The sequence below is a fragment of the Bradyrhizobium sp. SZCCHNS30572 genome (assembly GCF_032484415.1).
Lineage (GTDB): Bacteria > Pseudomonadota > Alphaproteobacteria > Rhizobiales > Xanthobacteraceae > Bradyrhizobium.
Genome location: NZ_JAUESY010000008.1, coordinates 1 through 23,315, shown reverse-complemented (window position 1 = coordinate 23,315; position 23,315 = coordinate 1). Strand labels below are relative to the sequence as shown.

Genomic DNA, 23,315 nt, shown 5'->3' with positions numbered 1-23,315 from the left:
GCACGTCAGCCGCGCCATTCAGTTATGGCGCGATAGAAACGCCACTGTCGGAGACAGAAATGAGATCGATGATTGCCGCCCTTGCCCTGACCACCGCGCTGACCGCCCCCGGGCTGGCCATGGCGCGACCTGTCACGTTGACCACGACGCTCAACAACTACGGCGGGAACGGCGCGTATTTGGCGCTTTACGTGACCGACGCGACCGGAGCTTACAAAGGCACGCTGTGGATGGCGGGCTCCAAGTCCAAATATTACAGCCATCTCAGCGGCTGGGAGCGCAGTTCTCGTGGAAACCTTGCCGATATCAACGGCATCACCGGCGCAAGCGTCGGAGCCGGCCGTACGCTGAAAATCACGCTCGACCTTGCGGATGCGCTCTTCGATGCGGGCTACAAGCTGCATATCGACGCCGCCGCCGAGGACATGCGCGACAGCCCGTCCGAGGTGGTCGTTCCGCTGACATCCGCGGGCGCAGGCCGGCCGCTGGCAGGGCGCACCTACATCCGCTCGTTCGCTTACGACATGTAGCCTTAGGATGGGTGTGATGCTGCGCTGGATTCATAGGGGCCTGGCCTTTGCCGTCGTCCTGCCGCTGATGGTGCTTGTCCTGAGCGGAGCGGTGCTGTCGGTGATCCCGGCTTGGGAGAGAGTTGGTGCGATATCGCCAGACAGCATTAGCGTCGCCGACCTCGCCGGCCGGATCGCCCACAGATATCCTGGCGTCGAGCAGATCAAGCGACTGACCTCCGGCAAGGTCGTCGCCTTCTACTCCGGACCAGCGGGCCCGGCCGCGAGCGTGGTGGACCCTTCCAGCAGCAAGCCGGTTTCGGACTACGTGCGCTCCCCGTTCGAGAGCTGGATGACAAACCTGCACCGCTCGTTCTTTCTGAGCGATGGCGGACGCATGGCCGCAGGCGCGAGCGCATTCGCGATGCTTGTCCTGACGCTGTCAGGTCTGCAGATGACGGCCCGGCGCATGGGCGGGTGGCGGCACATTCTCGGCTGCTCCCGCGGCGGCGGCATGCAACGCCTGCATACCGATCTCGGTCGGCTGGTGGCCTTCGGGCTCGTGCTGTCGGCGATGACGGCGCTGTATCTGTCGCTCACGACGTTCGGACTGATCCCGGACGGCACGGCACAGGTGTCCGCATTTCCGAGCGTGACAAGCCGCGGCCAAGCTCTTCCGGTCGAGCAAATTCAGGCTTTGCGCGGCATCGATCTTTCCCAACTGCGTGAATTGACGTTTCCCAACCCCGCGAATCCGAACGATCTCTTCCAGCTAGCCACGGCTGCAGGCGAGGGCTACGTCGACCCGGTCAGTGGAGAGCTGCTGGGTTGGCAGGACAATTCGGTCACCCGGCAGATCTACGAATTCATCTACATGCTGCACACCGGGCAAGGGCTCTGGTGGCTTGGATTGCTGCTCGGCGTCAGCGCCCTCGGCGTGCCGCTGCTCGGGTTAAGCGGAGCCGTGGTGTGGTCGAGCAGGAAGCACGCTCACGCTCCCATCACCGACAACGTTCCCGCCCAAGATGCCGACACCGTGATCCTGGTCGGCAGCGAGGGCGGCAGCACATGGGGCTTCGCCCGCACGCTGCATGCCGCGCTGACGGCCAACGGGCACAGGATTCACGTCGCTCCGATGGACAGCTTGTTACGATCCTATCCGTCGACGCAGCGCATGTTCCTGCTGACGGCAACCTACGGCGACGGCGCAGCACCGGCGACGGCCGGCGCGTTCCTCAAACGCCTCGACGCGATCTCCGCGCCACTGCCTTTTCCGGTCGCAGTCCTCGGCTTCGGTGATCGGCAATTCCCGCAATTCTGTCAATTCGCCCGCGACGTCGAAGCGGCCCTGGCGCGCAAAGGCTCGAGATCGTTGATGCCGCTGGACACGATCGACCGCCAGTCCGGGCAAGAGTTTGCACGGTGGGGCGAGGCCCTGTCGGATGTCATGGGTGAAGACCTTGTGCTGATACATGTGCCGGAGCGGCCGCGTACTCATACGCTGACGCTCATCGAACGCGTCGATTACGGCGCGGAGGTGCAGGCGCCAACCTGTGTGCTGCGCTTCGCGCTGCCAAGAAGCGGCATGTTCGCGCGCCTCACAGGGCATGCCTGGCCGCGCTTCGCCGCAGGCGACTTGATCGCGATTCTGCCGCCGGACTGCAACTTGCCGCGCTACTATTCGTTGGCAAGTTCGACCCGTGATGGCTTCGTCGAAATCTGCGTCCGCAAGCGTCCGGGCGGACTTTGCTCCGGTCTGCTTCACGGCCTTCAGCCGGGCGACAAGGTCGAGGCCTTCTTGAAGGCAAACCCCGCTTTCCGTCCTTCACATGGACGAAAACCGGTGATCCTGATCGGCGCCGGCACCGGCATAGGTCCGCTGGCAGGATTTGTTCGTGCCAACGGCGGGCGCCGGCCGATGCATCTCTATTTCGGCGGGCGCGATCCTGCCTCGGACTTTCTTTATGAGCGCGAAATCGATGGCTGGCTGGGTGAGAAACGACTGACGAGCCTCACCACTGCCTTCTCGCGCGTGAAGGGCGGCGGCTATGTGCAGGATCGCCTGCGCGATGACGCCGATCGCCTGCGCGCACTCGTCGCCAACGGGGCGCAGGTCATGGTCTGTGGCGGGCGCGACATGGCAGCGGACGTCATGCAGGCGGTGGCGGACGTATTGGCGCCCCTCGGTCTGGATCCTGTCGCACTCAAAGCCCAAGGGAGGTATGTTGAAGATGTCTACTGACCTGCTCCGTCATGTATTGAGCGGCGCCACCATGGGAACGCGCTGGTCGGCGCTGCTCTATGCACCGCCGTCGACCGATCTTGCCGCGCTGGAAGCCGCATTGGCTCACGCCGTCGATTGCGTCGACCATCAGATGTCCACATGGAAGCCGGACAGCGACCTGATGCGTCTCAATGCAGCGTCGCCGGGCACCTGGGAATCCTTGCCGATTGAACTCATGCGGGTTTTGGAGCGGGGAGTTGCAATCGGACGCGCCTCGGGCGGCGCCTTTGACGTCGGGCTCGGAAGTCTCGTCAATGCCTGGGGTTTCGGACCTCCCTGTTCAGCGCCGGACGCGCAAGCGCTTCGCGCGGCTCTTCGCGAGCGGTTGCCACCAACCCACACTGTTCTCGAACTGGATGTGCCGGGACGAAGGGCGCGCAAACACAGCCACTTCGCCCTCGATCTTTCTGGCATCGCCAAGGGTTTTGCCGTGGACGAGATGATGCGCGTGGTTGAGATCTTCGGCGTCTCCAATGCGCTGGTCGGGCTCGATGGAGAGTTGAAAGCGCGGGGCGCCAAGGCAGACGGAGCCCCGTGGCGCGTAGCGGTGGAAGCGCCTGACTATGAACGGCGCGGGCCGCTCGGCGTGATCGAATTGCGTGATGCGGCGGTCGCGACGTCGGGCGACTATCGGCGCTGGGTCGATATCGGGCGAAAGCGCCTCTCTCACACGATGGACCGATCGCGCGGCGGTCCGGTAGAAAATGGAATTGCGTCAGTTTCAGTCGTTGCCGCTAGCTGCATGGACGCCGATGCCTGGGCCACTGCGCTCATGGTTCTCGGTCCGGAGCAAGGCAAGGCGCTGGCGCAGAAGCAAGGACTGGATGCACTGCTCATCCAGCGGCAGAACGAGACGTTCTTGGAGATTCCTGTCGGTCCCTTGTTCTATGAGCCTCGGGGCGCGCGGCAGGAAATGAGCCCGTAAACCGGCAGACTCTCAATCACAAGCATTCCCGCGTTCTGGTCCGTGGCGATGGCGTCGGCCTTGGTGGCTCTCAGCAAGGACCAGATCACACGCCGCTCAATCAGCGGGTTCTAGGTTCGCCCAGCTAACCTTCATCGGTTTCTCCAGGGATCGATGCTCGGCCGAGCTCTTCCAGGGTCTGTCGCACCGACTCGACGAGGTCCAGCGCCACCGGCGAGGGGCTGCGCTGCGGCGGGAACACCGCGGCGAATTCGAAATCGATGCGCGGCGTGAATGGCCGCATCACCACGCCCCGGCCGTCGAATTCGCGCGCGGTGAACGGATCGCAAATCGAGACGCCCAATCCCGACGACACCATCCCGCACATGATTTCCGACAGCGTCGTCTCGACCCGCAGCACGCGCCTGACATCCTCGCGATGGAAGATCTGATCGATCAGATGCCGGCTGGTGGAGCCTGACGAGAGCGAGATGAAGGTCTCCCCCTCGAAGTCGCGCGGCACCAAGATCGTCTTCGCGCAATGCCGATGGCCTGCCGGGAGAACGGCGACGCGCGGCAGCGCCGGCAGCTTGATGCTCGGCAGCCCGGCATGGGCGATCGGCACCTCGGCAAAGCCGACGTCGCATTGCGCGTTCAGCACCCAGTCGATCACGATCGGCGAGATCACGCCGAAGAAGGCGAGGTTGAGGTTCGGCCGTTCCTGCAGGAAGTGGCCTGCGAGCCGCGGCAGATAGCCATTGGCGAGCGCGGGGAGCGCGGCAATGCGCAGCGTCCCGGTGCGCCGGCCACGGATCTCCTCGGCGGCTGCGGTGATGCGATCGAGCCCGACGAAGGAGCGCTCGACCTCCATGTAGAGCGCCGTCGCTGCCGCGGTCGGCACCAGGCCGGTGCCGCGGCGCTCGAACAGCTCCATCTTGAGCAGCGCCTGCAGGTCGCGCAGCAGCCGGCTGACCGCCGGCTGGGTCACCGCCATCAGCTTGGCGGCTTCCGTCACACTGCCGCTCAGCATCATCGCCCGGAAGGCTTCGACCTGCCGCGAGTTGATCCGCGCCATACGTCCTCACGTCCATAACATTCGCGTATGAATACGGTGCCATTATTCATTGGACGATCAAAGCCTCTGCTGCGATCTTTTTTGGCAGGGTGAGGGGTGGCTCGTTTTTTAGGCTCGTCAGCTCCGGGTTTTCTGGACTGCGGATGCATCGGCCAAGCCCGATCTCCCTGGGATGGTTATTTAATACCGTCTCATATCTAAGATGATGGAGATCGGTCCGATGAAGCACCCTAAACTCCTGATGGCGGTCAGCGTCGCCGTTCTGGCTTCAGCCTCGCAGGTCTGGGCTCAGCAGAAGACGCTCTATGTCGCCGGCTATGGCGGCTCGTTCGAGAAGACGATCCGCGAGGAGGTGATCCCGCCGTTCGAGCAGGCCAACGGCGTCAAGGTCGAATACGTCGCTGGCAACTCCACCGACACCCTCGCCAAGCTGCAGGCGCAGAAGGGCAACCAGCAGATCGACGTCGCGATCGTCGATGACGGCCCGATGTACCAGGCGATCCAGCTCGGCTTCTGCGACAAGGTCGCCGGACTGCCCGGCGATCTGCTGGAGGTCGCGCGCTTCAAGGACGACAAGGCGGTCGCCATCGGCCTCGTCGCCACCGGCCTGATGTACAACAAGAAGGTGTTTGCGGAGAAAGGCTGGGCCGCGCCGACCTCGTGGAACGATCTCAAGGATCCGAAATACAAGCAGCTGCTCGTCATTCCGCCGATCAACAACACCTACGGCCTCAACGTGCTCCTGATGCTGGCGAAGATGAACGGCGGCAGCGAGAGCAATGTCGATGCCGGTTTCAAGATCTTCAAGAATGACATCAATCCCAACGTGCTGGCCTACGAGCCGTCGCCCGGCAAGATGACCGAGCTGTTCCAATCGGGGCAGGCGGTCATCGCGGTGTGGGGCAGCGGTCGCGTGCAGAGCTTTGCCAACACCGGCTTCCCGGTCGATTTCGTCTATCCGAAAGAAGGGGCCGTGAGCCTGCTGACGACGGCGTGTCCGATCGCCAAGCCGTCGGTCTCGCCGCTCGCCTCGAGCTTCATCAAGCTGCTGCTCGATCCGAAGATCCAGCTCACGATGCTGAAGGAATATGGCTACGGCCCGGTCGTGAAGTCCGTCGTGGTCCCCGAGGGCGTGGGCGCGATGGCGCCGATCGGCGAACGCGCCGCCAAGGTCTATGCGCCCGATTGGACCGTGGTCAACGAAAAGCGCGAGGAATGGACCAAGCGCTGGAATCGCGAAGTCGAGCGCTGACTGGTTGTTTGTTGCGAGCCTCTCGTTGACGACGGTGTTCTCCCTTCCCCGCAAGGGGGAAGGGAAGTGCATCGTGCGCGGGGCGCCAGTATTCCTCGCCCATCTGGATCCAAAGCATGTCCTTCCTCGAGATCGATCGCGTCGGCAAATCCTTCGGCCCCAACGCGGCCGTCGAAGAGTTCAGCCTCGGCGTCGCCAAGGGCGAGTTCATCTCGTTCCTCGGCCCCTCGGGCTGCGGCAAGACCACCACGTTGCAGATGATCGCGGGCTTCCTCGATCCCTCACACGGCGCGATCCGCCTCGAGGGCAGGGATCTCGTCGCAGTGCCACCGGCGAAGCGCGGCCTCGGCATCGTGTTCCAGAGCTACGCGCTGTTTCCTCACATGACCGCCGCCGAGAACGTCGCGTTCGGCCTGGAGATGCGCAAAGTCGCGCGCAAGGAACGCGAGGAGCGCGTGCGATCGGCGCTCGCGCTGGTCGGCCTCGCCGGCTATGAGGACCGTCATCCCCGCCGCATGTCCGGCGGCCAGCAGCAGCGCGTGGCGCTCGCGCGCGCGCTGGTGATCCGGCCGAGCCTGCTGCTGCTCGATGAGCCCCTGTCCAACCTCGATGCGCGCCTGCGCGAGGACATGCAGATCGAGCTGCGCCAGATCCAGCGCGATCTCGGCACCACGACCATCCTCGTCACCCATGACCAGATCGAGGCGATGTCGCTGTCCGACCGCATCGTCGTGATGAGCAAGGGCAGGATCGAGCAGATCGGCACGCCGCAGCAGGTCTACGAGCAGCCGGCTTCCGCCTTCGTCGCGCAGTTTCTCGGCAAGACCAACGAGTTTGCCGCGACGGTCGATTGCGCCTCCGGGCAGGCCAGACTGGTCGCGGGATCGTGGAGTGCACCGGCACCGGCCGGCGTGGCCGGCGCCGTCGCCGTCAGCGTCCGGCCCGAGCGCATCAACTTCGGCGACGCCGGGCTTGCAGGGCGCATCACGAGCCGCATCTTCCAGGGCAATCACTGGCTGTTCCAATGCGACACCGAATGCGGGCCCGCCATCGTGATCCGGCAGAATGACGGCCAGCCGCAGCCGGAGCAGGGCGCAGCGGTGCATCTCGTCTGGCAGGTCTCGGACATGAGCCTGCGCGCCGCGAAGGCTGCAGCATGAGCGCGACCATCGCGTCCAACTCGTCGGAGACGCGCGCCGGCCTTTCGCTGGCGCTGCCGGCCTTGATGCTGTTCCTGGGCGTCGTCGTGATCCCGTTGGCGATGACCGTGATGCTGTCGTTCCACGATTGGGGCCAGTACAAGGGCATCGAGCCGGTCTTCATCCTGAAGAACTGGCGCGAGATCGTGGACGATCCCTACTACGCGGAGATGTTCTGGCGCACCTTCCGCGTCGCGGTGCTGGCGACCTTGATCACGGCGGTGTTCGGCGTACCGGAGGCCTATATCCTCAACCGCATGCAGGGGCCGTGGAAGGGTCTCTTCCTGCTGGTGATCATCGGCCCGCTGCTGATCTCGGTCGTTGCGCGCACCCTCGGCTGGGCGCTCCTGTTCGGCGGTAACAACGGGCTCGCCAACAAGCTCCTGATGACATCAGGCCTGATCGAGTCACCAATCAGGTTCATGTTCACCGAGACCGGCATGGTGATCGCGCTGGCGCACGCGATGATGCCGTTCATGGTGCTCGCGGTGTGGACCGCGCTGCAGCGGCTCGATCCGCAGGTCGAGAATGCGGCGCTGTCGCTGGGGGCAAGCTCGCTGACGGTGGTCCGCCGCATCGTGCTGCCGCAGATCATGCCGGGCGTGCTGTCGGGCGCCATCATCGTATTCTCGCTGTCCGCCAGCGCGTTCGCGACGCCGGCGATCATCGGCGGCCGCAGGCTCAAGGTCGCGGCGACGCTCGCCTATGACGAATTCCTCAATACGTTGAACTGGCCGCTCGGCGCCGCGGTCGCCGTGCTGCTGCTGATCGCGCTCGTCCTGATCGTCGTCGGCTCCAACGCGCTGATCGAGCGCCGCTATCAGGAGGTGTTCCGATGAGCCGGAACGGCCCTCTGGCGCTGATCTTCCATGCCGTGTTCGTCGTCTTCATGGTGGCGCCGATCGTCGTCGTGTGCTGGGTCGCGTTCACGCCCGAAGGTTTTCTGTCGATCCCGATCACCAGCTTCTCGCTGCGCTGGTTCAGGGCGCTCGCCGACTATCCGGAATTCGTCCACGCCTTCGGCGTGAGCCTGTGGCTCGGCGCGCTGTCCTCGTGCGTGGCGCTCTTGTTCGCGGTGCCGGCGGCGCTGGCGATCAGCCGCTATCGCTTCCGCGGCCGTGACGCGCTGTCGGCGCTGTTCCTGTCGCCCTTGATGATCCCGCACGTCGTGCTCGGCATCGCCTTCCTGCGCTTCTTCACGTCGGTCGGCATCGGCGGCACGTTCGTGGCGCTGGTGATCGCCCATGTCGTCGTGGTGTTTCCGTTCGCGCTGCGGCTGACGCTTGCGGCCGCGACCGGCATGGACCGGTCGATCGAGATGGCCGCGGTCTCGCTCGGTGCCGACGGCTGGACCATGTTTCGCCGCGTCACCTTGCCCGCGATCCTGCCTGGCATCGTGAGCGGCTGGATGCTCGCCTTCATCCAGTCGTTCGACGATCTGACCATGACCGTGTTCCTGGCGACGCCCGGCACCGAGACCTTGCCGGTGCGCATGTTCCTCTACATCCAGGACAACATCGATCCGCTGGTGACGTCGGTGTCGGCCAGCGTCATCGCGATCACCATGACCGTCCTGATCGTGCTCGATCGCGTCTATGGCCTCGACCGCGTGCTCACCGCCAAAGGCGGCGACGCAGGACGATAGGAGATACTACGATGAGAGACTATGACGTCGCCGTCGTCGGCGGCGGCCTGCTCGGCTCTGCGATTGCCTGGGGGCTCGGCCGGCTCGGCCAGCGCGTCGCCGTGCTCGACGAGGGCGACATCGCCAAGCGTGCCTCGCGCGCCAACTTCGCGCTGGTGTGGGTGCAGAGCAAGGGCCTGGGCATGCCCGCCTACACCGGCTGGACGGTGCGCGGCTCCAAGGCGTGGCCGAAGCTCGCCGAGGAGCTGAAGGCGCAGACCGGTCTCGACGTGGTGCTGCAGCAGAACGGCGGCTTTCATCTCACCCTCGGCGAGGCCGAGTACGAGCAGCGCACCCAGCTCGTCGCGCGCATGCACAACCAGGTCGGCGCCGCCGACTATCAGATGGAGATGCTGCCGGCGTCCGAGGTGAAGAAGATGCTGCCGCTGATCGGCCCGGAGGTCTCGGGCGGCAGCTTCTGCCCTTATGACGGTCACGTGAATTCGCTGCGCACCTTCCGCGCCCTGCACGCCGGCATGAAGCAGTTCGGCGTCGACTATCTGCCGGAGCGTGCGGTCGGTGCGATCGCGCTGGACGGCAGTGAGTTCAGGCTGACGACGGCGCAAGGCGAGATCCGCGCGGCGAAGGTCGTGCTCGCGGCAGGAAATGCCAACCAGACCCTGGCGCCGATGGTCGGGCTGTCGGCGCCGATGGGGCCGACGCGCGGCCAGATCGTCGTGACCGAGCGCACGATGCCGTTCTTGCCGCATCCGTTGACCACGATCCGCCAGACAGACGAGGGCACGGTGATGATCGGCGACAGCAAGGAGGACGAGCTCGACGACCGCGTGCAGAACTTTTCCGTCAACGCGGTCATGGCCGATCGCGCCCAGCGCACCTTCCCGCATCTGGCGCGGCTCAACGTCGTCAGAAGCTGGACCGGCATCCGCGTGATGCCGAAGGACGGCTTTCCGATCTACGAGCAGTCGGAGAGCCACCCGGGCGCCTTCGTCGCCTGCTGCCATTCCGGCGTGACGCTCGCGGCGAACCACGCCTTCGACATCGCGCGCATGGTCAAGGACGGCGCGCTCGAGCCGGAGCTGGTCGGTGCATTCACAGCCAGCCGCTTCGACAGCGAAGCGGGAGCGGGCGGCAGTGGCTACTACTGAGGGATGACGGCGCAAGGCGCCATGGAGACGATGATGTTCAAACGAACTGAGGGTGATGCGAGGGGATCGGTGACGATCCATGTCGGGGGGCAGCCGGTTGCCGCGCGCGAGGGTGACTCCGTGTCGGCGGCGCTGCTCGCCTCCGGCCTCGACGTCCGGCGCGCCACCGCGGTCAGCGGCGCGAGGCGCCTGCCTTATTGCATGATGGGCGTGTGCTTCGACTGCCTCGTCACCATCGATGGGGTCGGTAACCGGCAAGGCTGTCTCGTGCCTGTCGCCGAGGGCATGCAGATCGAAGTCCAGAAGGGCAAGCGGGAGATCGGCAAATGAGCGCCGCGCCGAAGCATGATGAATATGACGCCGTGGTGATCGGCGCCGGTCCTGCGGGCCTCGCTGCTGCAGAGATGACGGCTGGCGCCGCTCTGTCGACGCTGCTGCTCGACGAGAACGCCGGCCCTGGCGGCCAGGTCTGGCGTGCGATCGATGCGACGCCTCTGAAGAGCGAAGCGCTGCTCGGCGCGGACTATTGGTCCGGCAAGCAGCTCGTGAAAGCCGCGCGCGACAGCGATGCGGAGATCATTCATCGCGCCACGGTGTGGAGCCTCGATCGCAATCTCGAGATCGGCGTCTCGGTGGCCGGCGGCTCGGCCTTCATCAAGGCCAAGCGGGTCATCATCGCGACCGGAGCGCAGGAGCGTCCGTTCCCGATTCCCGGCTGGACCCTGCCCGGCGTGATGACCGCGGGCGCGGCGCAGACGATGTTGAAATCCTCCGGCCTCGTGCCTGACTGCCCGACGATTTTGGCCGGGCAGGGGCCGCTGCTGTGGCTGCTCGCGGCGCAGATCCTGCGCCTCGGCGGCCGCATCGATCGCATTCTCGACACCACCCCGCGCGCCAACTACATCGCGGCGCTGCCTCATGCCCTCGCGTTCCTGACCTCGCCCTATTTCGGCAAGGGGCTCGCGATGATGCGCGAGGTGCGCGCGAAGGTGCGCGTCACCAGCGGCGTGACCGAACTCGTGGCAGAGGGCGAGGGCAAGCTCTCGGCGGTCAGCTACGCCACAGCGGGCGGCAGGCGCGAGACGCTGGCGGCCGAGTTGCTGCTGCTGCATCAGGGCGTGGTCCCCAATGTGAATCTCGCGATGGCCGCCGGCGTCGAGCATCGCTGGAACGAGCTGCAGCTGTGCTGGACTCCCGTGCTGGATGCCCTTGGTAACAGCTCCATTCCCGGCATCGCCATTGCCGGCGATGGCGCCGGCATTGGCGGCGCGCAGGCGGCCGTGGTGCGCGGCCGGCGGGCGGCCGGGGATGCGATCAAGGCGCTTCGCCCGCACGCAAAGGTCATCGATAGGTCTGCGGAGCTGGCCCGCGCCGAGCGCGGCAGGACCTTCCTCGACGTTCTGTTCCAGCCGGCAAAACAGTTCCGTATCCCGCAAGGCGACACCATCGTATGTCGCTGCGAGGAGATCACCGCCAAGGACGTGCTCGACTCCGTCGCGATCGGCGCCACCGGGCCGAACCAGCTCAAGGCCTATCGCCGCACCGGCATGGGACCGTGCCAGGGCAGGCTGTGTGGCCTCACCGTCACCGAGCTGATGGCCGAGGCGCGCGGCAAGACCCCGCAGGAGATCGGCTATTACCGGCTGCGCGCGCCGGTGAAGCCGATCATGCTGTCGGAGCTCGCAGGCCTGCCGAAGACCGAAGAGGCCACCAAGGCCGTGGTGCGCGGATGACGGTGAAGACGGATGCCATCATCGTGGGTGGCGGCATCCACGGCTGTTCGACCGCGCTGCATCTATGCCTGGCCGGGTTGAAGCCGGTGCTGATCGAGAAGGACTATGCCGGCCGTCACGCCTCCGGTGTCAATGCCGGCGGCGTGCGCCAACTCATGCGCGACGTCGCGGAGATTCCGCTGTCGATCCGCTCGATGGGCATCTGGGGGAACATCAGCGACCTGGTCGATGATGATTGCGGCTTCGAAAGCTTCGGCCAGGTGCTGGTCGCCGAGAACGACGCGGAGCTCGACGCCTGTCGCGCCCGCGTCGCCGATCTCAACGCACGCGGCTTCAGCCACGAGGAGCTGATCGACGGCACGGAATTGCGTCGCCTCGTGCCGGCGGTGGCGGAGAGCTGTCCGGGCGGCGTGGTGTCGCGGCGCGACGGCGCGGCGCAGCCTGCGCGCACCACGACGGCGTTCCGCCGCAAGGCGGAGCAGCTCGGCGCGCTCATTCGCGAGGGCGTGGCCGCGACGAACATCCGCAAGGACGGCAAGCTCTGGCATGTCGACGTCGGCTCCGAGAGCTTTGCCGCGCCGGTGCTGGTCAATGCCGCCGGCGCCTGGGCCGGCCGCATTGCGGAACAGTGCGGCGAGCCGGTGCCGGTCGAGACCATCGCGCCGATGCTGATGATCACGTCGCCCGTCGCGCACTTCATCGATCCCGTCGTCATCCTGCGCGGCCGCAAGCTGTCGTTCAAGCAGTTCCCCAACGGCACGGTGCTGATCGGCGGGGGCCATCTTGCAACGCCCGACCAGGACCGCAACGAGACCGTGCTCGACTGGCGCAAGCTGTCGGAGAGCGCGCGCACCGTCGCGGAGCTGTTCGCGGTGATGCGCCGCGCGACCATCGTGCGCGCCTGGGCCGGCATCGAGGCGCGCATGCGCGACGACATTCCGGTGTTCGGGCCGAGCGCCGTTCACGACGGGCTGTATCACCAGTTCGGCTTCTCGGCGCACGGCTTCCAGCTCGGCCCCGGCGCCGGCGCGGTGATGGCCGAGCTCATCGCGCACGGCGGCACCCAGACGCGCATCGGCGATCTCAGCATCGCGCGCTTTCAGAACTCCATCCCTTCACCATCCACATGAGGACATGATGACGATCACCCGCAAGATCCGCTCCGCCATCCACCACCGCATCGTCGAGGCCAACGGCTTCGTCTTCATCGGCGGCACCATCGCCGACGATACCTCGGTGTCGATGGGTGAGCAGACCCGCAACATCCTCGGCAAGATCGACGGCTTCCTGAAGGAAGCTGGCACCGACAGGTCGCGCGTCGTCTCCGGCCAGATCTTCGTCACCGACCTGTCGAAGAAGAAGGAGATGGATGCGGCCTGGACTGCGTTTTTCGGCGACGATCTGCCGGTCCGCGCCACGGTCGGCGTCTCCGATCTCGGCGGCGGCGCGCTGATCGAGATCGTGGTCGCGGCCGTCAAGGGTTGAGCATCGCGCCGCATCGAGCGGTCAATCGATCACGCGCGGGGCTCGCTCCGCGCGTGATTTGCTTTTCGGTCCAATTCGATCGAACATGAGCCTGTCCGTCCACCGCACGCGCCGAAAGCCGACATCATGAATGAAGAGCGTAGCCTGCCGCGTCCATCTGCTGGCCTGAAGGCAGTGTTCGCTCACATCGAGAATCAAAAGCAGGATTTCCTGGCCCGCGTGATGGACTATGTCCGGCATCCCTCGATCAGCGCTCATAACATCGGCATCACCGAGGTCGCCGCGCTGCTGGTCGCCATGCTGCAGGAGATGGGCCTCGACGCCGAGACGATCGCGACCGCCGGGCATCCGATGGTGCTCGGACGCTGGCAGAAGAAGCCGGGCGCACCTACCGTGCTGCTCTACGGGCACTACGACGTGCAGCCGCCGGATCCGTTGGAGCTGTGGCTGAGTCCGCCGTTCGAGCCGACCATCCGCGATGGCCGCATCTATGCCCGCGGCATCGGCGACAACAAGGGGCAGCATTTCGCGCAGCTCATGGCGATCGAATCCCATCTCCGAGTGCATGGCGAGCTGCCCTGCAATGTGATCTTTCTGCTCGAAGGCGAGGAGGAGATCGGCAGCCCACGCATCGCCGATTTCGTCGCTGAGCATCGCGACGGGCTGAAGGCCGATTTCGTCGTCACCGCGGACGGGCCGATGCACCCCTCGGGGCGGCCGACCATGACCTATGGCGTGCGCGGCATGTGCTCGTTCGAGCTGCGCGCGAAGCACGCCAGCCGCGACGTGCATTCTGGCAACCTCGGCGGCATCGTGCCGAATCCGATCTGGACGTTGGTCCACCTGCTCGGGACGATGAAGAATGCCGCGGGCGAGATCACCATCGAGGGGCTGCATGACGCAATCGTGCCGCCGAGCGAGCTGGACATTGCTGCCGTGAAGCGCCTGCCGCTGGACCTCGATGCCGCCAAGGCGAGCCTCGGTCTCAGCCATCTCGATGCGCCGCCCGATCGCGGCTACTACGAACGTCTGATGTTCCATCCGACGCTGACCATCAACGGCTTGCACGGCGGTTATGGCGGACCGGGCAGCAAGACCGTGCTGCCCTGCGAGGCCTTCGCCAAATGCGACATCCGCCTGGTCGAGGCGATGACGCCGGACGACGTGTTGGCGAAGGTGGAGGCGCATGTGAAGCGCCATGCGCCGGAGGTGGAGTTCATCCGGCGCGGCGGCATGCTGCCGTCGCGCGTGCCGCTCGATTCGCCCTTTGGCGCGATCGTGCGCGATGCCATCGCGCTCGCGCATGGCCTTACACCGCTCGAATTCCCGTGCACCGGCGGCAGTCTGCCGGACTACGTCTTCACCAAGATCCTCGGCATTCCCGCCTTCGTCGTTCCCTATGCGAATGCCGACGAGGCCAATCACGCGCCCAACGAGAACATGACGATCGACTGCTTCTACAATGGCATCCGCACCGGTGCGGCACTGCTCGACCGCGTCGGCGCGCGCGTGCGCTGATGCCGGCGGAACGGCCATCACGATTCCGCGTGCAGTGCGGGAGACGTCATCGAGCAGCCACGAACGGATGGCAAGCACACGGTCGTCCGCCGCCTTGCGGGTGAATCGGCCGCACGCGGCGAGATCGCGCATGGATTAACGCAGTTGATATCGCCTAGTCTCGGAAGGGATTAGTAATCGCCGCTTCAGGGCTCGGAGCTGCCACATGCACGACCCCGTTGACCAGCCGAGTGATTCGGCAAGTTCCGCTTTCCCTTGCGCGCGCGATCAGCGCAGCGCTCCGGAACACCCCGCCGCGGTTCCTGTGATCCAGCTCGACCACGCGCCAGCAATCGAGCCTGCGCCCAATGTCGATGAGGCTGCACAAAGCCCTGGCGCTCTCAGTCGGAAACGGTCCGATGGCGCGCATCTTGTCATACCGACCATGTGGCGCTGAGAAGGTCTCGCTCTTGGCGGCGAGCGAACATGCGATGTTCGGCGACGAGTTCCTGAAGGACACCTTCGCCAACAACGTTCGAGACTTTTGAGATCGCCACCTACAAGCCGCGGCTCGCATTGTGCCGTGCCGCCGGTGTCGAGGGTCCGCGCGCCGCGCGAGCAGTCGTTGCAGGAGGAGGACCGATGGCAGAGTGGGTCGACTCCAATGCCGAGAAGGTCACGGAATTTGTTGGGTATGAGGAGCGTCAGGCGGCGCAACCTGGCGGTATCTCGGTCGGGATATGGAACCCGTCAGCGCGATGACAACCTCCGGTATCATCCGGATACCCACGACTCTCCTGATCTAGTAAGTAAAAACTAGCCCTTCTTGGGGCGTTTCCTCCCTGGACTTGGGCCGCCTGCACTTCGTGTGTCGGCGGCCTCTTTCTTTCAGGGGGGGAGGGGAGTGGTGCTCTGGCCCCGCAACCGGCCCCATGGGCGTTCGGTCCAGTCGCGCTCCTCCAAGCCGGTGATATCTCCGCGACAGTGTGAGATCGAGATCGCCCCACGCCGCGTCGCCGACCGGGCGCGTGCGACCGGAGCCTCAGCGCCGCGCGTGCTGCCAGCGCAGCAGCCGGCTCTCGGCCGCGCCCATCGCGAGCGCGGTCGTGTAGCCGATGATTCCGAGCAGCATCACGCCGGCAAACAGATCCGCCGAGCGGAACGAGCGCGCCGACAGCAGCACCCATTGGCCGAGGCCGTCGAGACCGGCGAGCATCTCGCAGACGACGGCGAGGATCAGCGCGACCGTGAGGCTCAGCCGCATGCCGGCGAGGATGTCGGGTGCCGCCGATGGCAGCGCGATCTTGAAGATCACGGCGAGCCGCGACATGTGCAGCACCCGCGCGACTTCGTAGAGTCGTGGTTCGACCGCGGCGAAGCCGTGGATCGTCCCGAGCAGCAGCGGCCACAGCGAGCCGAACGCGATCACGAACAGCGCCATGCCCTGGCTCAGTCCAAGAACGGCGATGGCGACAGGAATGATCGCTGAGACCGGCAGCGGCCGCAGCAGCTCCAGGGTCGGTGCGACGTAGATGCGCATCGCCTTCGAGGAGCCGATCATGGCGCCGAGCGCGATGCCGGCGGCGGAGGCGAGCAGCCAGCCATAGGCCATATGCGTGAGGGTGCCCGTGAGCTTGGTCAGGAGATCGCCGCTCGTGAAGCCGCGCAGCAGCGCCGCCCAGGCGCGGTCGGGGCTGGGAAGAAACACCGGTGATATCAGCCGCTGATCGGCGGCGCACTGCCACAGCACGATGATGCCGGCGGCGACGGCGAAGCTGGCGAGGCGCCAGGCGGCGACCGACCACTTCATGCGGGGTCTCCCATCGCGGCCGCGCGCTCGAACAAGCTTTGTTGTGCAGCCATCAGCGCGGTATTGAGCGCAAACCCGGTCACGCCGATCCATACCAGATAGGCCAGCATCAGATCGGGCCGCAACGCCTGCTGCGCGGTCATGATGGCGGCGCCGAGGCCGAGCGGGTTGATCGCGATCTCCACCGTGACCGCGACGATCAGCGCGATGCCGGCGGCGAGCCGGAACGCCAGAAAGATGCGGGGCAGGGCGGCGGGGATGACGATCTTCCTGATGCGATCGCGCTGCGTCAGCCGCAGCACGCGCGCCACCTCGATCAGCCGCGGCTCGATGCCGCCCACCGCGGCACGCGTCACGATCAGCACCGGCCAGACGCAGGCAAAGGCGACGATCGCGATCTCCATGCGATAGCCGAAGCCGAGCGCGATCAGCGCGATCGGCAGCAGCGCCACTGAAGGAATGGGCCTGATCGCCTCGATCGTGACCTCCATCAGCCGGTTGAAGATAGGCGACAGGCCGAGCGCGATGCCCAGCACGAGGCCGATGGTGCCGCCGAGCGCGAGGCCGGCGAACACCGAGGCGAGCGTGTCGCGCGTCGCCGCCAGCAGCGAGCCGTCGGTCAGCGCGCCCAGCAAGGCGAGCGCGATCGCGCTCGGCGGCGCCAGCGAGTCGCTCTGCACGCCGGCGAGCCGCATCCAAGCTTCGAACGCGAGCAGTGCCGCGAACGGCAGCAGGACGGGCTTGATGCGATCCGGCATCGTCATTCGCTCGCCTTGATGAAGTCGAACAACTCGCGCCGCAGCCGCAGGAACTCCGGATGCTCGCGCGTCGCCAACTGGTCGCGCGGCCGCGGCAGGCCGATCTTCAATTCCAAGCCGACGCGGCCGGGATGCGGCAGCAGGCCGACCACGCGGTCGCCGAGATAGATCGCCTCCTCGAGATCATGCGTGACGAACACGACGGTGGCGCCGGTCGCCGCCACCAGCGCCAGCATCTCGTCCTGCAGTCCCTGGCGCGTCATCGCGTCCAGCGCGCCGAACGGCTCATCCATCAGCAGCACCTTCGGATCCTGCGCGAGGCAGCGCGCGATCTGCAGCCGCTGCTGCATGCCGCCCGACATCTCGGTCGGATATTTGGCCGCATGGCCGGCGAGCCCGACCTTGGCGAGCAACTCGGCGATGCGCGCCTCGCGCTGTGCGGAGGGCATTCCGATCGTCTCCAAGGCCAGCGAGATGTTGCCGGCGGCGGTGCGCCACGGCAGCAGCGCCTTGCCATAGTCCTGGAACACGACGGCGATCTCGCGCCGCGGCGCGCGCATCGCCTCGCCCTCGAAGCGCACGCTGCCGCCGGTCGGCTGGTACAGCCCGGCCGCCAGCCGCAGCGCCGTGGTCTTGCCGCAGCCGGAGGCGCCGACCACGCACAGGATCTCGCCAGCTCCGACCTCCAGGCTGATCGTGTCGATGATCGTCTTGCCGCCGAGCACCAGCGCGACATCGTCGAAGGCGATCTGCGCGCGCGCAGGCGAGGGAGATGATTGCACCAATGCAAGGGCAGGCTCTGCCATCTCAGGCTCCCTTCGGATGCGGATAGACGATATCGACGGTCGAGCACAGATGTGCCTCAAGCCGCGCCTGGGCCGCGGCGGCATTGCGCGCGAGCACGAGGTCGGCGAGCGTCTCGTGCTCCTTGATGAATCCGCTGCCATCCTCGAAGCTGCGCATCATCACGCGGCGGTAGCGATAGGCCTGGTCGTAGAGATCCGAATGAGCGGCGAGCAGGCGCCGTGATCCGCAGGCCGCCAGCAGCGCGGTGTGAAACGCCTTGTGCAAGCGATCGAACTCCGGCGCGCCTTCGCGGAACTCGCTCTGCATGCGCTGGATGTAGCGGCGCATCTGATGGAGCGCGGCGATGATGCCGGCCTCCCATTGGTCGTCGCCGCTCTGCATCGCCAGCCGCAGCGCCTCTTTCTCCACGACAGTGCGCATGCGCGTGATGTCGACGAGATCGTCCCGGCTGACCTCGGCGACGCGAAAACCGCGCTGGCCGATGCCGACGATCAGGCCGCGCGATACCAGCCGCGACAGCCCCTCGCGCAGCGGCGTCGGCCCGATCTCGTAGCGCCTGGCGAGCTCGACGATCCCCAGACGCGAGCCGGGGGCCAGAATGCCGGCGACGATGTCGCGCTCGATCAGCGCGGCGGCGCGCTCGCTGAGCGTGTCGCCGCTCGTCGGCTCAGTCTGCAGGATCGGGTTCGTTGCCGTCATCAGTTGAGGATCAATGTCTTGAGGTCGAGCTTGGTCTGCAGCATCTTCTGCGCCGACATCACGTCGATCCACCACGCCAGCTGCTCGGGCTTCAGCACCGGCTCGGCGTAGTTCGGCGCCGTCAGCTTGACCAGCTCCAGCGGTTGTTTGGTGAACTTGGCGATGGCGGCCGAGGCCTTCTCACGATCATTGTTCACGATTGGGGCGGCCTCCGCGATGGCGGCGCGGAATTTCTTCACCGTCTCCGGGTTCTTCTCGGCCCATTCGCGCGAGGCCGCATAGAAGATGATCGGCTCGGTGCGGGCGAGTTCGGCGGCGTAGCGCGCGCCGACCGTGCCGAGGCTGGCATTGGTCATGCGCGTCACGAACGGCTCGGCCGTCAGCACCGCATCGACGCCGCCCGACTTGATGGTGTCGGCCATGGTCGGAAACGTCACCTCGACGAAGTTGACGCTTCGTGGATCGACGCCCTTCTCGACCAGCCATTTCACGAACAGCACGTGCAGGAAGGCGCCGATGCCGGGGGCGCCGACCTTCTTGCCCTTGAAGTCCTGCGGCCCAGTGATGGTGATGCCGTTGCGCACGAAGGCGGCGACCGCATCGTTCGAGGTCTTGTTCATGATCGAGGCGCCGGAGACCGCGACGAGGTCGAGCCCACCGTCGGCGGCCTGGAGGAACACGGTCGATGTCGGCCCGCCGATCTGGATCGAGTTGGAGAGGATGGCTGCGGGGATGTTCGAGTTGATCCCGATCAGCACCATCTCCGCGTCGAGCCCGTGCTTCTTGAAGAGACCCTCATCGACCGCGACCATCGCCGAGGCGCAGTCCGAGGTGGCGGTGCAGCCGATCTGGATCTTCTCGGCGCGTGTCGCAGATGTGAGCACAAGCGTGGCCAGCACCGATCCGAGCGCAGCACTGATGATCCGATGACGCATCCTTGACTCCCCCCGGGCGCCCGTCTCTCGGACGCCTCTTGTTTATCGATATTTTCTATGTTTGTATATTTTCAGACAGAACACAAGGGGAGGCCAGCGTGAAACTTGCGACATTTCGGGCGGAAGGCGGGGAGCGGATCGGCGTCGTCCATGGCGGCGATTCCAAGCTTTTCGACCTCGCCGCGGCCGCCGATCGCGCTGGCAAGAGCAATCCGGCGTTCGGCTCGATGCTGTCGTTGATCGATGCCGGCGAAGCCGCGCTCGACGCAGCACGCGCGCTGGTCGAGCGCCATGGCGGCGACGAAAGCCTCTCGCGCGACGTCGGCGGCACCGAGCTGCTGGCCCCGGTGCCGGAGCCGCGGCAGATGCGCGACGGCATGTCGTTTCCGCTGCACATCCTGCAGGCGCCGCGCGGCCAGCGAAAGCTCGCGGCGCGGCAGCGCGGCGACGCGCAGGAGCTCGCGCGCATCGATGCCGAGCCGCTCGGCGAATTGCCCGAGGTCTATCGCAAGGTCCCGATCTTCTACATCACCAACCGCTTCAGCGTGCGTGGCCCGAACACGACGGTGAAATGGCCGCGCTACAGCAAGGTGATGGACTATGAGCTGGAGTTCGGCATCATCACCAGGGGCAAGGGCAAGGATATTCCGGCCGCGAAGGCGCGCGATCACATCTTCGGCTTCACGATCTTCAACGACTTCTCCGCGCGCGACACGCAGCGCATCGAGATGGACGGCCGGCTCGGCCCCTCCAAAGGCAAGAGCTTTGACGGCGGCAACGTGATGGGGCCGTGGATCGTGACCCCCGACGAGATCGGCGATCCCTATCGCCTGAAGATGGAGGCGCGGGTCAACGGCGAGGTCCGCTCGCGTGGCGTCAGCGAGGGCATGCTATTTTCGTTCGAGGAGCTGATCGCCTATATCAGCAAGGACGAGACCCTGATGCCCGGCGAGTTCATCGGCTCGGGCACCGTCGGCAACGGCTGCGGTCTCGAGCTCGGCTGGTATCTCGAGCATGGCGACGTGATCGAGCTCGAGGTCGAGAAGATCGGCATCCTGAAGAACAAGGTCGAGCGGCAGGACGTCTGATCCTGCTGCCGACGACAACAACCAATAACGACAAAGCGAGAGGACCGCCCATGGCCCGCAGACTGATCGACATCTCCGTGCCCTTGCAGAACGACGTGCCCGCCGATCCGCCCGGCAATCATCCGACCATCACCTATATCGACCATCAGCAGGGCCTGCCGCGCATGCTGCAGTTCTTCGACGGGCTGAAAGCCGAGGATCTGCCGGACGGGCAGGGCTGGGCGGTCGAGCAGGTGAATCTTTCGACCCACAACGGCACGCATCTCGATGCGCCCTGGCATTTTCATCCGACGATGAATCGTGGCGAGCGCGCCTGGACCATCGACGAGGTGCCGCTGGAGTGGTGTCTGCAGCCGGGCGTGAAGCTCGACTTCCGTCGTTTCCCGGACGGCTATGTGGTGACCGCGAGGGATGTCGAGGATGAGCTCAAGCGCATTGGCCACACGCTGTCGCCGCTCGAGATCGTCGTCGTCAATACCTCGGCCGGCGCGCGCTTCGGCCAGGCCAACTACGTCAATTCCGGCTGCGGCATGGGCTATGAGGCGACGATGTATCTGCTCGAGCGCGGCGTGCGCCTGACCGGCACCGACGGCTGGAGCTGGGACGCGCCGTTCGTGTTCACCGCGCAGAGATACGCCGAGACCCACGATGCCGCGCTGATCTGGGAAGGCCACAAGGCCGGACGCCACATCGGCTATTGCCATCTTGAGAAGCTGCACAATCTGGAGCAACTGCCGTCGACGGGGTTCATGGTGTCGTGTTTCCCGGTCAAGATCGAGCGCGCCTCGGCCGGATGGACGCGGGCGGTGGCGATCATCGAGGGGTGAGGCGGCTAATCTCCGATTGAAGTCACGACATGGGTTCTGGCGCGTTTGATCTTCGCGTCATTCCGGGGCGGCGCGCGCCAGCGCGACGAGCCCGGAATCCATCGAGCCGCGCGACGTGCTGAAGGATGGATTCCGGGTTCGCGCTGCGCGCGCCCCGGAATGACCGAGGAGAGGGCTCGGCAAAGCCAGAGAGGGAGCTCGTTGCGCGTCGTGGTGACAGTTGCGAGCCGACCTTAACTACAAAATCAGGCCGCTCTCTCTCATCTCGCATTAGCAACTACACGCCAGCATGACCTCGTTCCGCCGCAGCATCGGCAGGGTCCAGGGCGGATTGTAGAACGCGAGCAGCGGCGATCCGGTGACGGTCAGCCCCTTGCGCTGCGCGTAGTCGCGCAGTTGGCGAGTCTTGTCAGCGATGATGCCGTCGGAGGTGGAGCCCGAAAAGGTGATCGCGACCATGCGCTGCGCAGACTGGGCCGTCAGCTTGATCCGGGCATCGGCCGGCGGCGGCAGAGTGTCGAGCGACCAGTTCGAGGGCATCACGAAGCTGATGCTCCAGCGGTCGCTGGCGACGCCATCGGCGGGCGCGATGGTGGCGCTGGCCTGCTGCTGCACCGGTGCCGTCATCGCGATCTTGGCTTTCGCACGGTTGGCGCCGAAAATGTAGCCGGCGATGATGCGAAAGCCTTCCTCGATCGCCGGCTTGCGCGCGCCCTGCACCTCGGCCTGCGCGATGATCATCGGTGCATAGGCGCGGATTTCGAAGTCGCCATCGCGCGAAACGACGTCGTATCTGGGATGTTCGACCCGGCTCATGAGCGGCCCTGCGGCAATGGCGGCGCCGGCGAGGACAAGCACGGTGGCGCCTGCGAGCCAGATCAGCATGCGGCGTCTCCTCGGTGGTGTCGGCTCGGTCATGGCGGTTGCGCCGTCAGGTTTGAATAACGAGGAAACGCGAGCGAAGGTCCGGCAGATCACGTGCCGGCTGCCCGCCTGCGGTCGTCCTTCGACGCCCGACTGTAGCGTCGCCCGGATGAGCGCAGCGATATCCGGGATCGCACGAGGCGTAGGGGACCCGCGGATGTCGCTGCGCTCATCCGGGCTACGCGCGTGCCGATGGCGGTGCATGCCCGTCGGGCGACTCGGGCTCGGGCGCGACAAGATGCGCCGCCCCGCAACCCCTCTCATGATCCAGATCGTGCCTGCGCCGAAAACGAAAATTCCGCAGCGCGCTCAGCGCGATCGCCTCTGTCCAGATCTCGGCGTAAAAATTTCCAACTTTCGTTTTATCGGAAGATGTGCTCTCCTCCCTCCATCCCGCCTCATGCAGAGGGGCGTACGCGTCGTCACGATACGTTGAGGCGGGGAGCGGTGGCCGCGGGTCTGTCAGGCGCTTTTGCGCAAGACGACTGTCAGCTCGCGGACGTTCAAGCCGTGTGGTCCTGGCGCCCCGATGCTGGCGCCAAGCCTGATGCCGACCTGACGGGTTGCGCAGGTGACGGGGGCAAACAAGCCGGTCCCCGGGGAGAGCTCGGAGCAGACGTTCACCCATCGCGCAGGGAAGGCCGGGTGGCGGGCTCAATCGGTGGTCGCAACACCAAGTGTTTTCATTCGTGACAGCAGCTCGTCAAGCGCTTCTGCTGGAGTTTTCCATCCTAGC

General features: G+C 65.8%; 23 protein-coding genes. 16 read left to right on the top strand and 7 right to left on the bottom strand.

The genetic code is table 11. From position 1 onward, the window contains the following. Positions 1–59 precede the first annotated feature (59 nt). From QX048_RS22625 to QX048_RS22615, 3 genes are read left to right on the top strand one after another with little or no spacing between them, the layout of a single operon-like run. Positions 60–530, top strand: coding sequence for a DUF2271 domain-containing protein (locus QX048_RS22625; RefSeq protein ID WP_315752777.1), 471 nt, complete (start codon positions 60–62; stop codon positions 528–530). Positions 531–546: 16 nt separating this feature from the next. Next, the gene (locus QX048_RS22620) at positions 547–2,751 is read left to right on the top strand and encodes a PepSY domain-containing protein (protein ID WP_315825211.1); all 2,205 of its coding nucleotides are present in this window, start codon (positions 547–549) and stop codon (positions 2,749–2,751) included. Next, a complete protein-coding gene (locus QX048_RS22615) occupies positions 2,732–3,718 on the top strand; it encodes an FAD:protein FMN transferase (RefSeq protein ID WP_315810559.1) in 987 nt (328 codons plus the stop codon). The genes QX048_RS22620 and QX048_RS22615 overlap by 20 nt, the downstream gene beginning before the upstream one ends. Before the next feature lie 124 nt (positions 3,719–3,842). On the opposite strand, the gene QX048_RS22610 is transcribed toward QX048_RS22615, so the two are convergent. Continuing rightward, positions 3,843–4,772, bottom strand: a complete 930-nt coding sequence (locus tag QX048_RS22610; RefSeq protein WP_315810558.1) for a LysR substrate-binding domain-containing protein — start codon at positions 4,770–4,772, stop codon at positions 3,843–3,845. Between the two features lie 220 nt (positions 4,773–4,992). Here QX048_RS22610 and QX048_RS22605 point away from each other — a divergent pair, with 220 nt between their 5' ends. The 11 genes from QX048_RS22605 to QX048_RS22555 all read left to right on the top strand — a co-directional run bounded on the left by QX048_RS22605 (position 4,993) and on the right by QX048_RS22555 (position 15,279). Beyond that, positions 4,993–6,024: an ABC transporter substrate-binding protein gene (locus QX048_RS22605; protein WP_315810557.1), complete on the top strand. Its 1,032-nt coding sequence runs from the start codon at positions 4,993–4,995 to the stop codon at positions 6,022–6,024. A 116-nt stretch (positions 6,025–6,140) separates the two neighbouring features. Further along, a complete protein-coding gene (locus tag QX048_RS22600) occupies positions 6,141–7,184 on the top strand; it encodes an ABC transporter ATP-binding protein (protein WP_315713265.1) in 1,044 nt (347 codons plus the stop codon). Next, positions 7,181–8,062: an ABC transporter permease gene (locus tag QX048_RS22595; RefSeq protein WP_315713263.1), complete on the top strand. Its 882-nt coding sequence runs from the start codon at positions 7,181–7,183 to the stop codon at positions 8,060–8,062. Before QX048_RS22600 ends, QX048_RS22595 begins: the two co-directional genes overlap by 4 nt. After that, on the top strand, positions 8,059–8,868 hold the full coding sequence (locus QX048_RS22590; RefSeq protein WP_315713261.1) for an ABC transporter permease: 810 nt from the start codon (positions 8,059–8,061) through the stop codon (positions 8,866–8,868). The genes QX048_RS22595 and QX048_RS22590 overlap by 4 nt, the downstream gene beginning before the upstream one ends. An 11-nt stretch (positions 8,869–8,879) precedes the next feature. Beyond that, entirely contained in the window at positions 8,880–10,016 is a 1,137-nt protein-coding gene (locus QX048_RS22585) for an FAD-dependent oxidoreductase (RefSeq protein ID WP_315825210.1), read from the top strand. A gap of 33 nt (positions 10,017–10,049) precedes the next feature. After that, positions 10,050–10,346, top strand: coding sequence for a (2Fe-2S)-binding protein (locus QX048_RS22580; protein ID WP_315713257.1), 297 nt, complete (start codon positions 10,050–10,052; stop codon positions 10,344–10,346). After that, positions 10,343–11,749, top strand: coding sequence for an NAD(P)/FAD-dependent oxidoreductase (locus QX048_RS22575; RefSeq protein ID WP_316191425.1), 1,407 nt, complete (start codon positions 10,343–10,345; stop codon positions 11,747–11,749). Before QX048_RS22580 ends, QX048_RS22575 begins: the two co-directional genes overlap by 4 nt. Continuing rightward, complete coding sequence (locus QX048_RS22570; protein WP_315825208.1) at positions 11,746–12,879, top strand: FAD-dependent oxidoreductase; 1,134 nt, start codon at positions 11,746–11,748, stop codon at positions 12,877–12,879. The genes QX048_RS22575 and QX048_RS22570 overlap by 4 nt, the downstream gene beginning before the upstream one ends. A 7-nt stretch (positions 12,880–12,886) precedes the next feature. Next, positions 12,887–13,234, top strand: coding sequence for a RidA family protein (locus QX048_RS22565; RefSeq protein ID WP_315825207.1), 348 nt, complete (start codon positions 12,887–12,889; stop codon positions 13,232–13,234). A 126-nt stretch (positions 13,235–13,360) separates the two neighbouring features. Then, a complete protein-coding gene (locus QX048_RS22560; protein ID WP_315825206.1) occupies positions 13,361–14,752 on the top strand; it encodes a M20/M25/M40 family metallo-hydrolase in 1,392 nt (463 codons plus the stop codon). A gap of 347 nt (positions 14,753–15,099) precedes the next feature. Further along, entirely contained in the window at positions 15,100–15,279 is a 180-nt protein-coding gene (locus QX048_RS22555; RefSeq protein WP_315825205.1) for a hypothetical protein, read from the top strand. Between the two features lie 494 nt (positions 15,280–15,773). Here the strand turns inward: QX048_RS22555 and QX048_RS22550 are convergent, their stop codons facing one another. From QX048_RS22550 to QX048_RS22530, 5 genes are read right to left on the bottom strand one after another with little or no spacing between them, the layout of a single operon-like run. Then, entirely contained in the window at positions 15,774–16,541 is a 768-nt protein-coding gene (locus QX048_RS22550; protein WP_315752795.1) for an ABC transporter permease, read from the bottom strand. Then, positions 16,538–17,305, bottom strand: a complete 768-nt coding sequence (locus QX048_RS22545; RefSeq protein ID WP_315825204.1) for an ABC transporter permease — start codon at positions 17,303–17,305, stop codon at positions 16,538–16,540. The genes QX048_RS22550 and QX048_RS22545 overlap by 4 nt, the downstream gene beginning before the upstream one ends. After that, positions 17,302–18,105 (bottom strand): ABC transporter ATP-binding protein, encoded by an 804-nt coding sequence (locus QX048_RS22540; RefSeq protein WP_315825203.1) that lies wholly within the window; start codon positions 18,103–18,105, stop codon positions 17,302–17,304. The genes QX048_RS22545 and QX048_RS22540 overlap by 4 nt, the downstream gene beginning before the upstream one ends. A 1-nt stretch (position 18,106) precedes the next feature. Further along, positions 18,107–18,805, bottom strand: coding sequence for a GntR family transcriptional regulator (locus QX048_RS22535; RefSeq protein ID WP_315825202.1), 699 nt, complete (start codon positions 18,803–18,805; stop codon positions 18,107–18,109). After that, a complete protein-coding gene (locus tag QX048_RS22530; protein ID WP_315825201.1) occupies positions 18,805–19,740 on the bottom strand; it encodes an ABC transporter substrate-binding protein in 936 nt (311 codons plus the stop codon). Before QX048_RS22530 ends, QX048_RS22535 begins: the two co-directional genes overlap by 1 nt. A gap of 98 nt (positions 19,741–19,838) precedes the next feature. Here QX048_RS22530 and QX048_RS22525 point away from each other — a divergent pair, with 98 nt between their 5' ends. Then, on the top strand, positions 19,839–20,828 hold the full coding sequence (locus QX048_RS22525; RefSeq protein ID WP_315825200.1) for a fumarylacetoacetate hydrolase family protein: 990 nt from the start codon (positions 19,839–19,841) through the stop codon (positions 20,826–20,828). Positions 20,829–20,878: 50 nt separating this feature from the next. Continuing rightward, positions 20,879–21,655 (top strand): cyclase family protein, encoded by a 777-nt coding sequence (locus QX048_RS22520; RefSeq protein WP_315713232.1) that lies wholly within the window; start codon positions 20,879–20,881, stop codon positions 21,653–21,655. Positions 21,656–21,925: 270 nt separating this feature from the next. Here QX048_RS22520 and QX048_RS22515 read toward each other — a convergent pair whose 3' ends face one another. After that, positions 21,926–22,540 carry a heme-binding protein gene (locus QX048_RS22515; protein WP_315752801.1) on the bottom strand — a complete coding sequence of 205 codons (615 nt, stop codon included), beginning with the start codon at positions 22,538–22,540 and terminating at the stop codon, positions 21,926–21,928. Positions 22,541–23,315 lie beyond the last annotated feature (775 nt).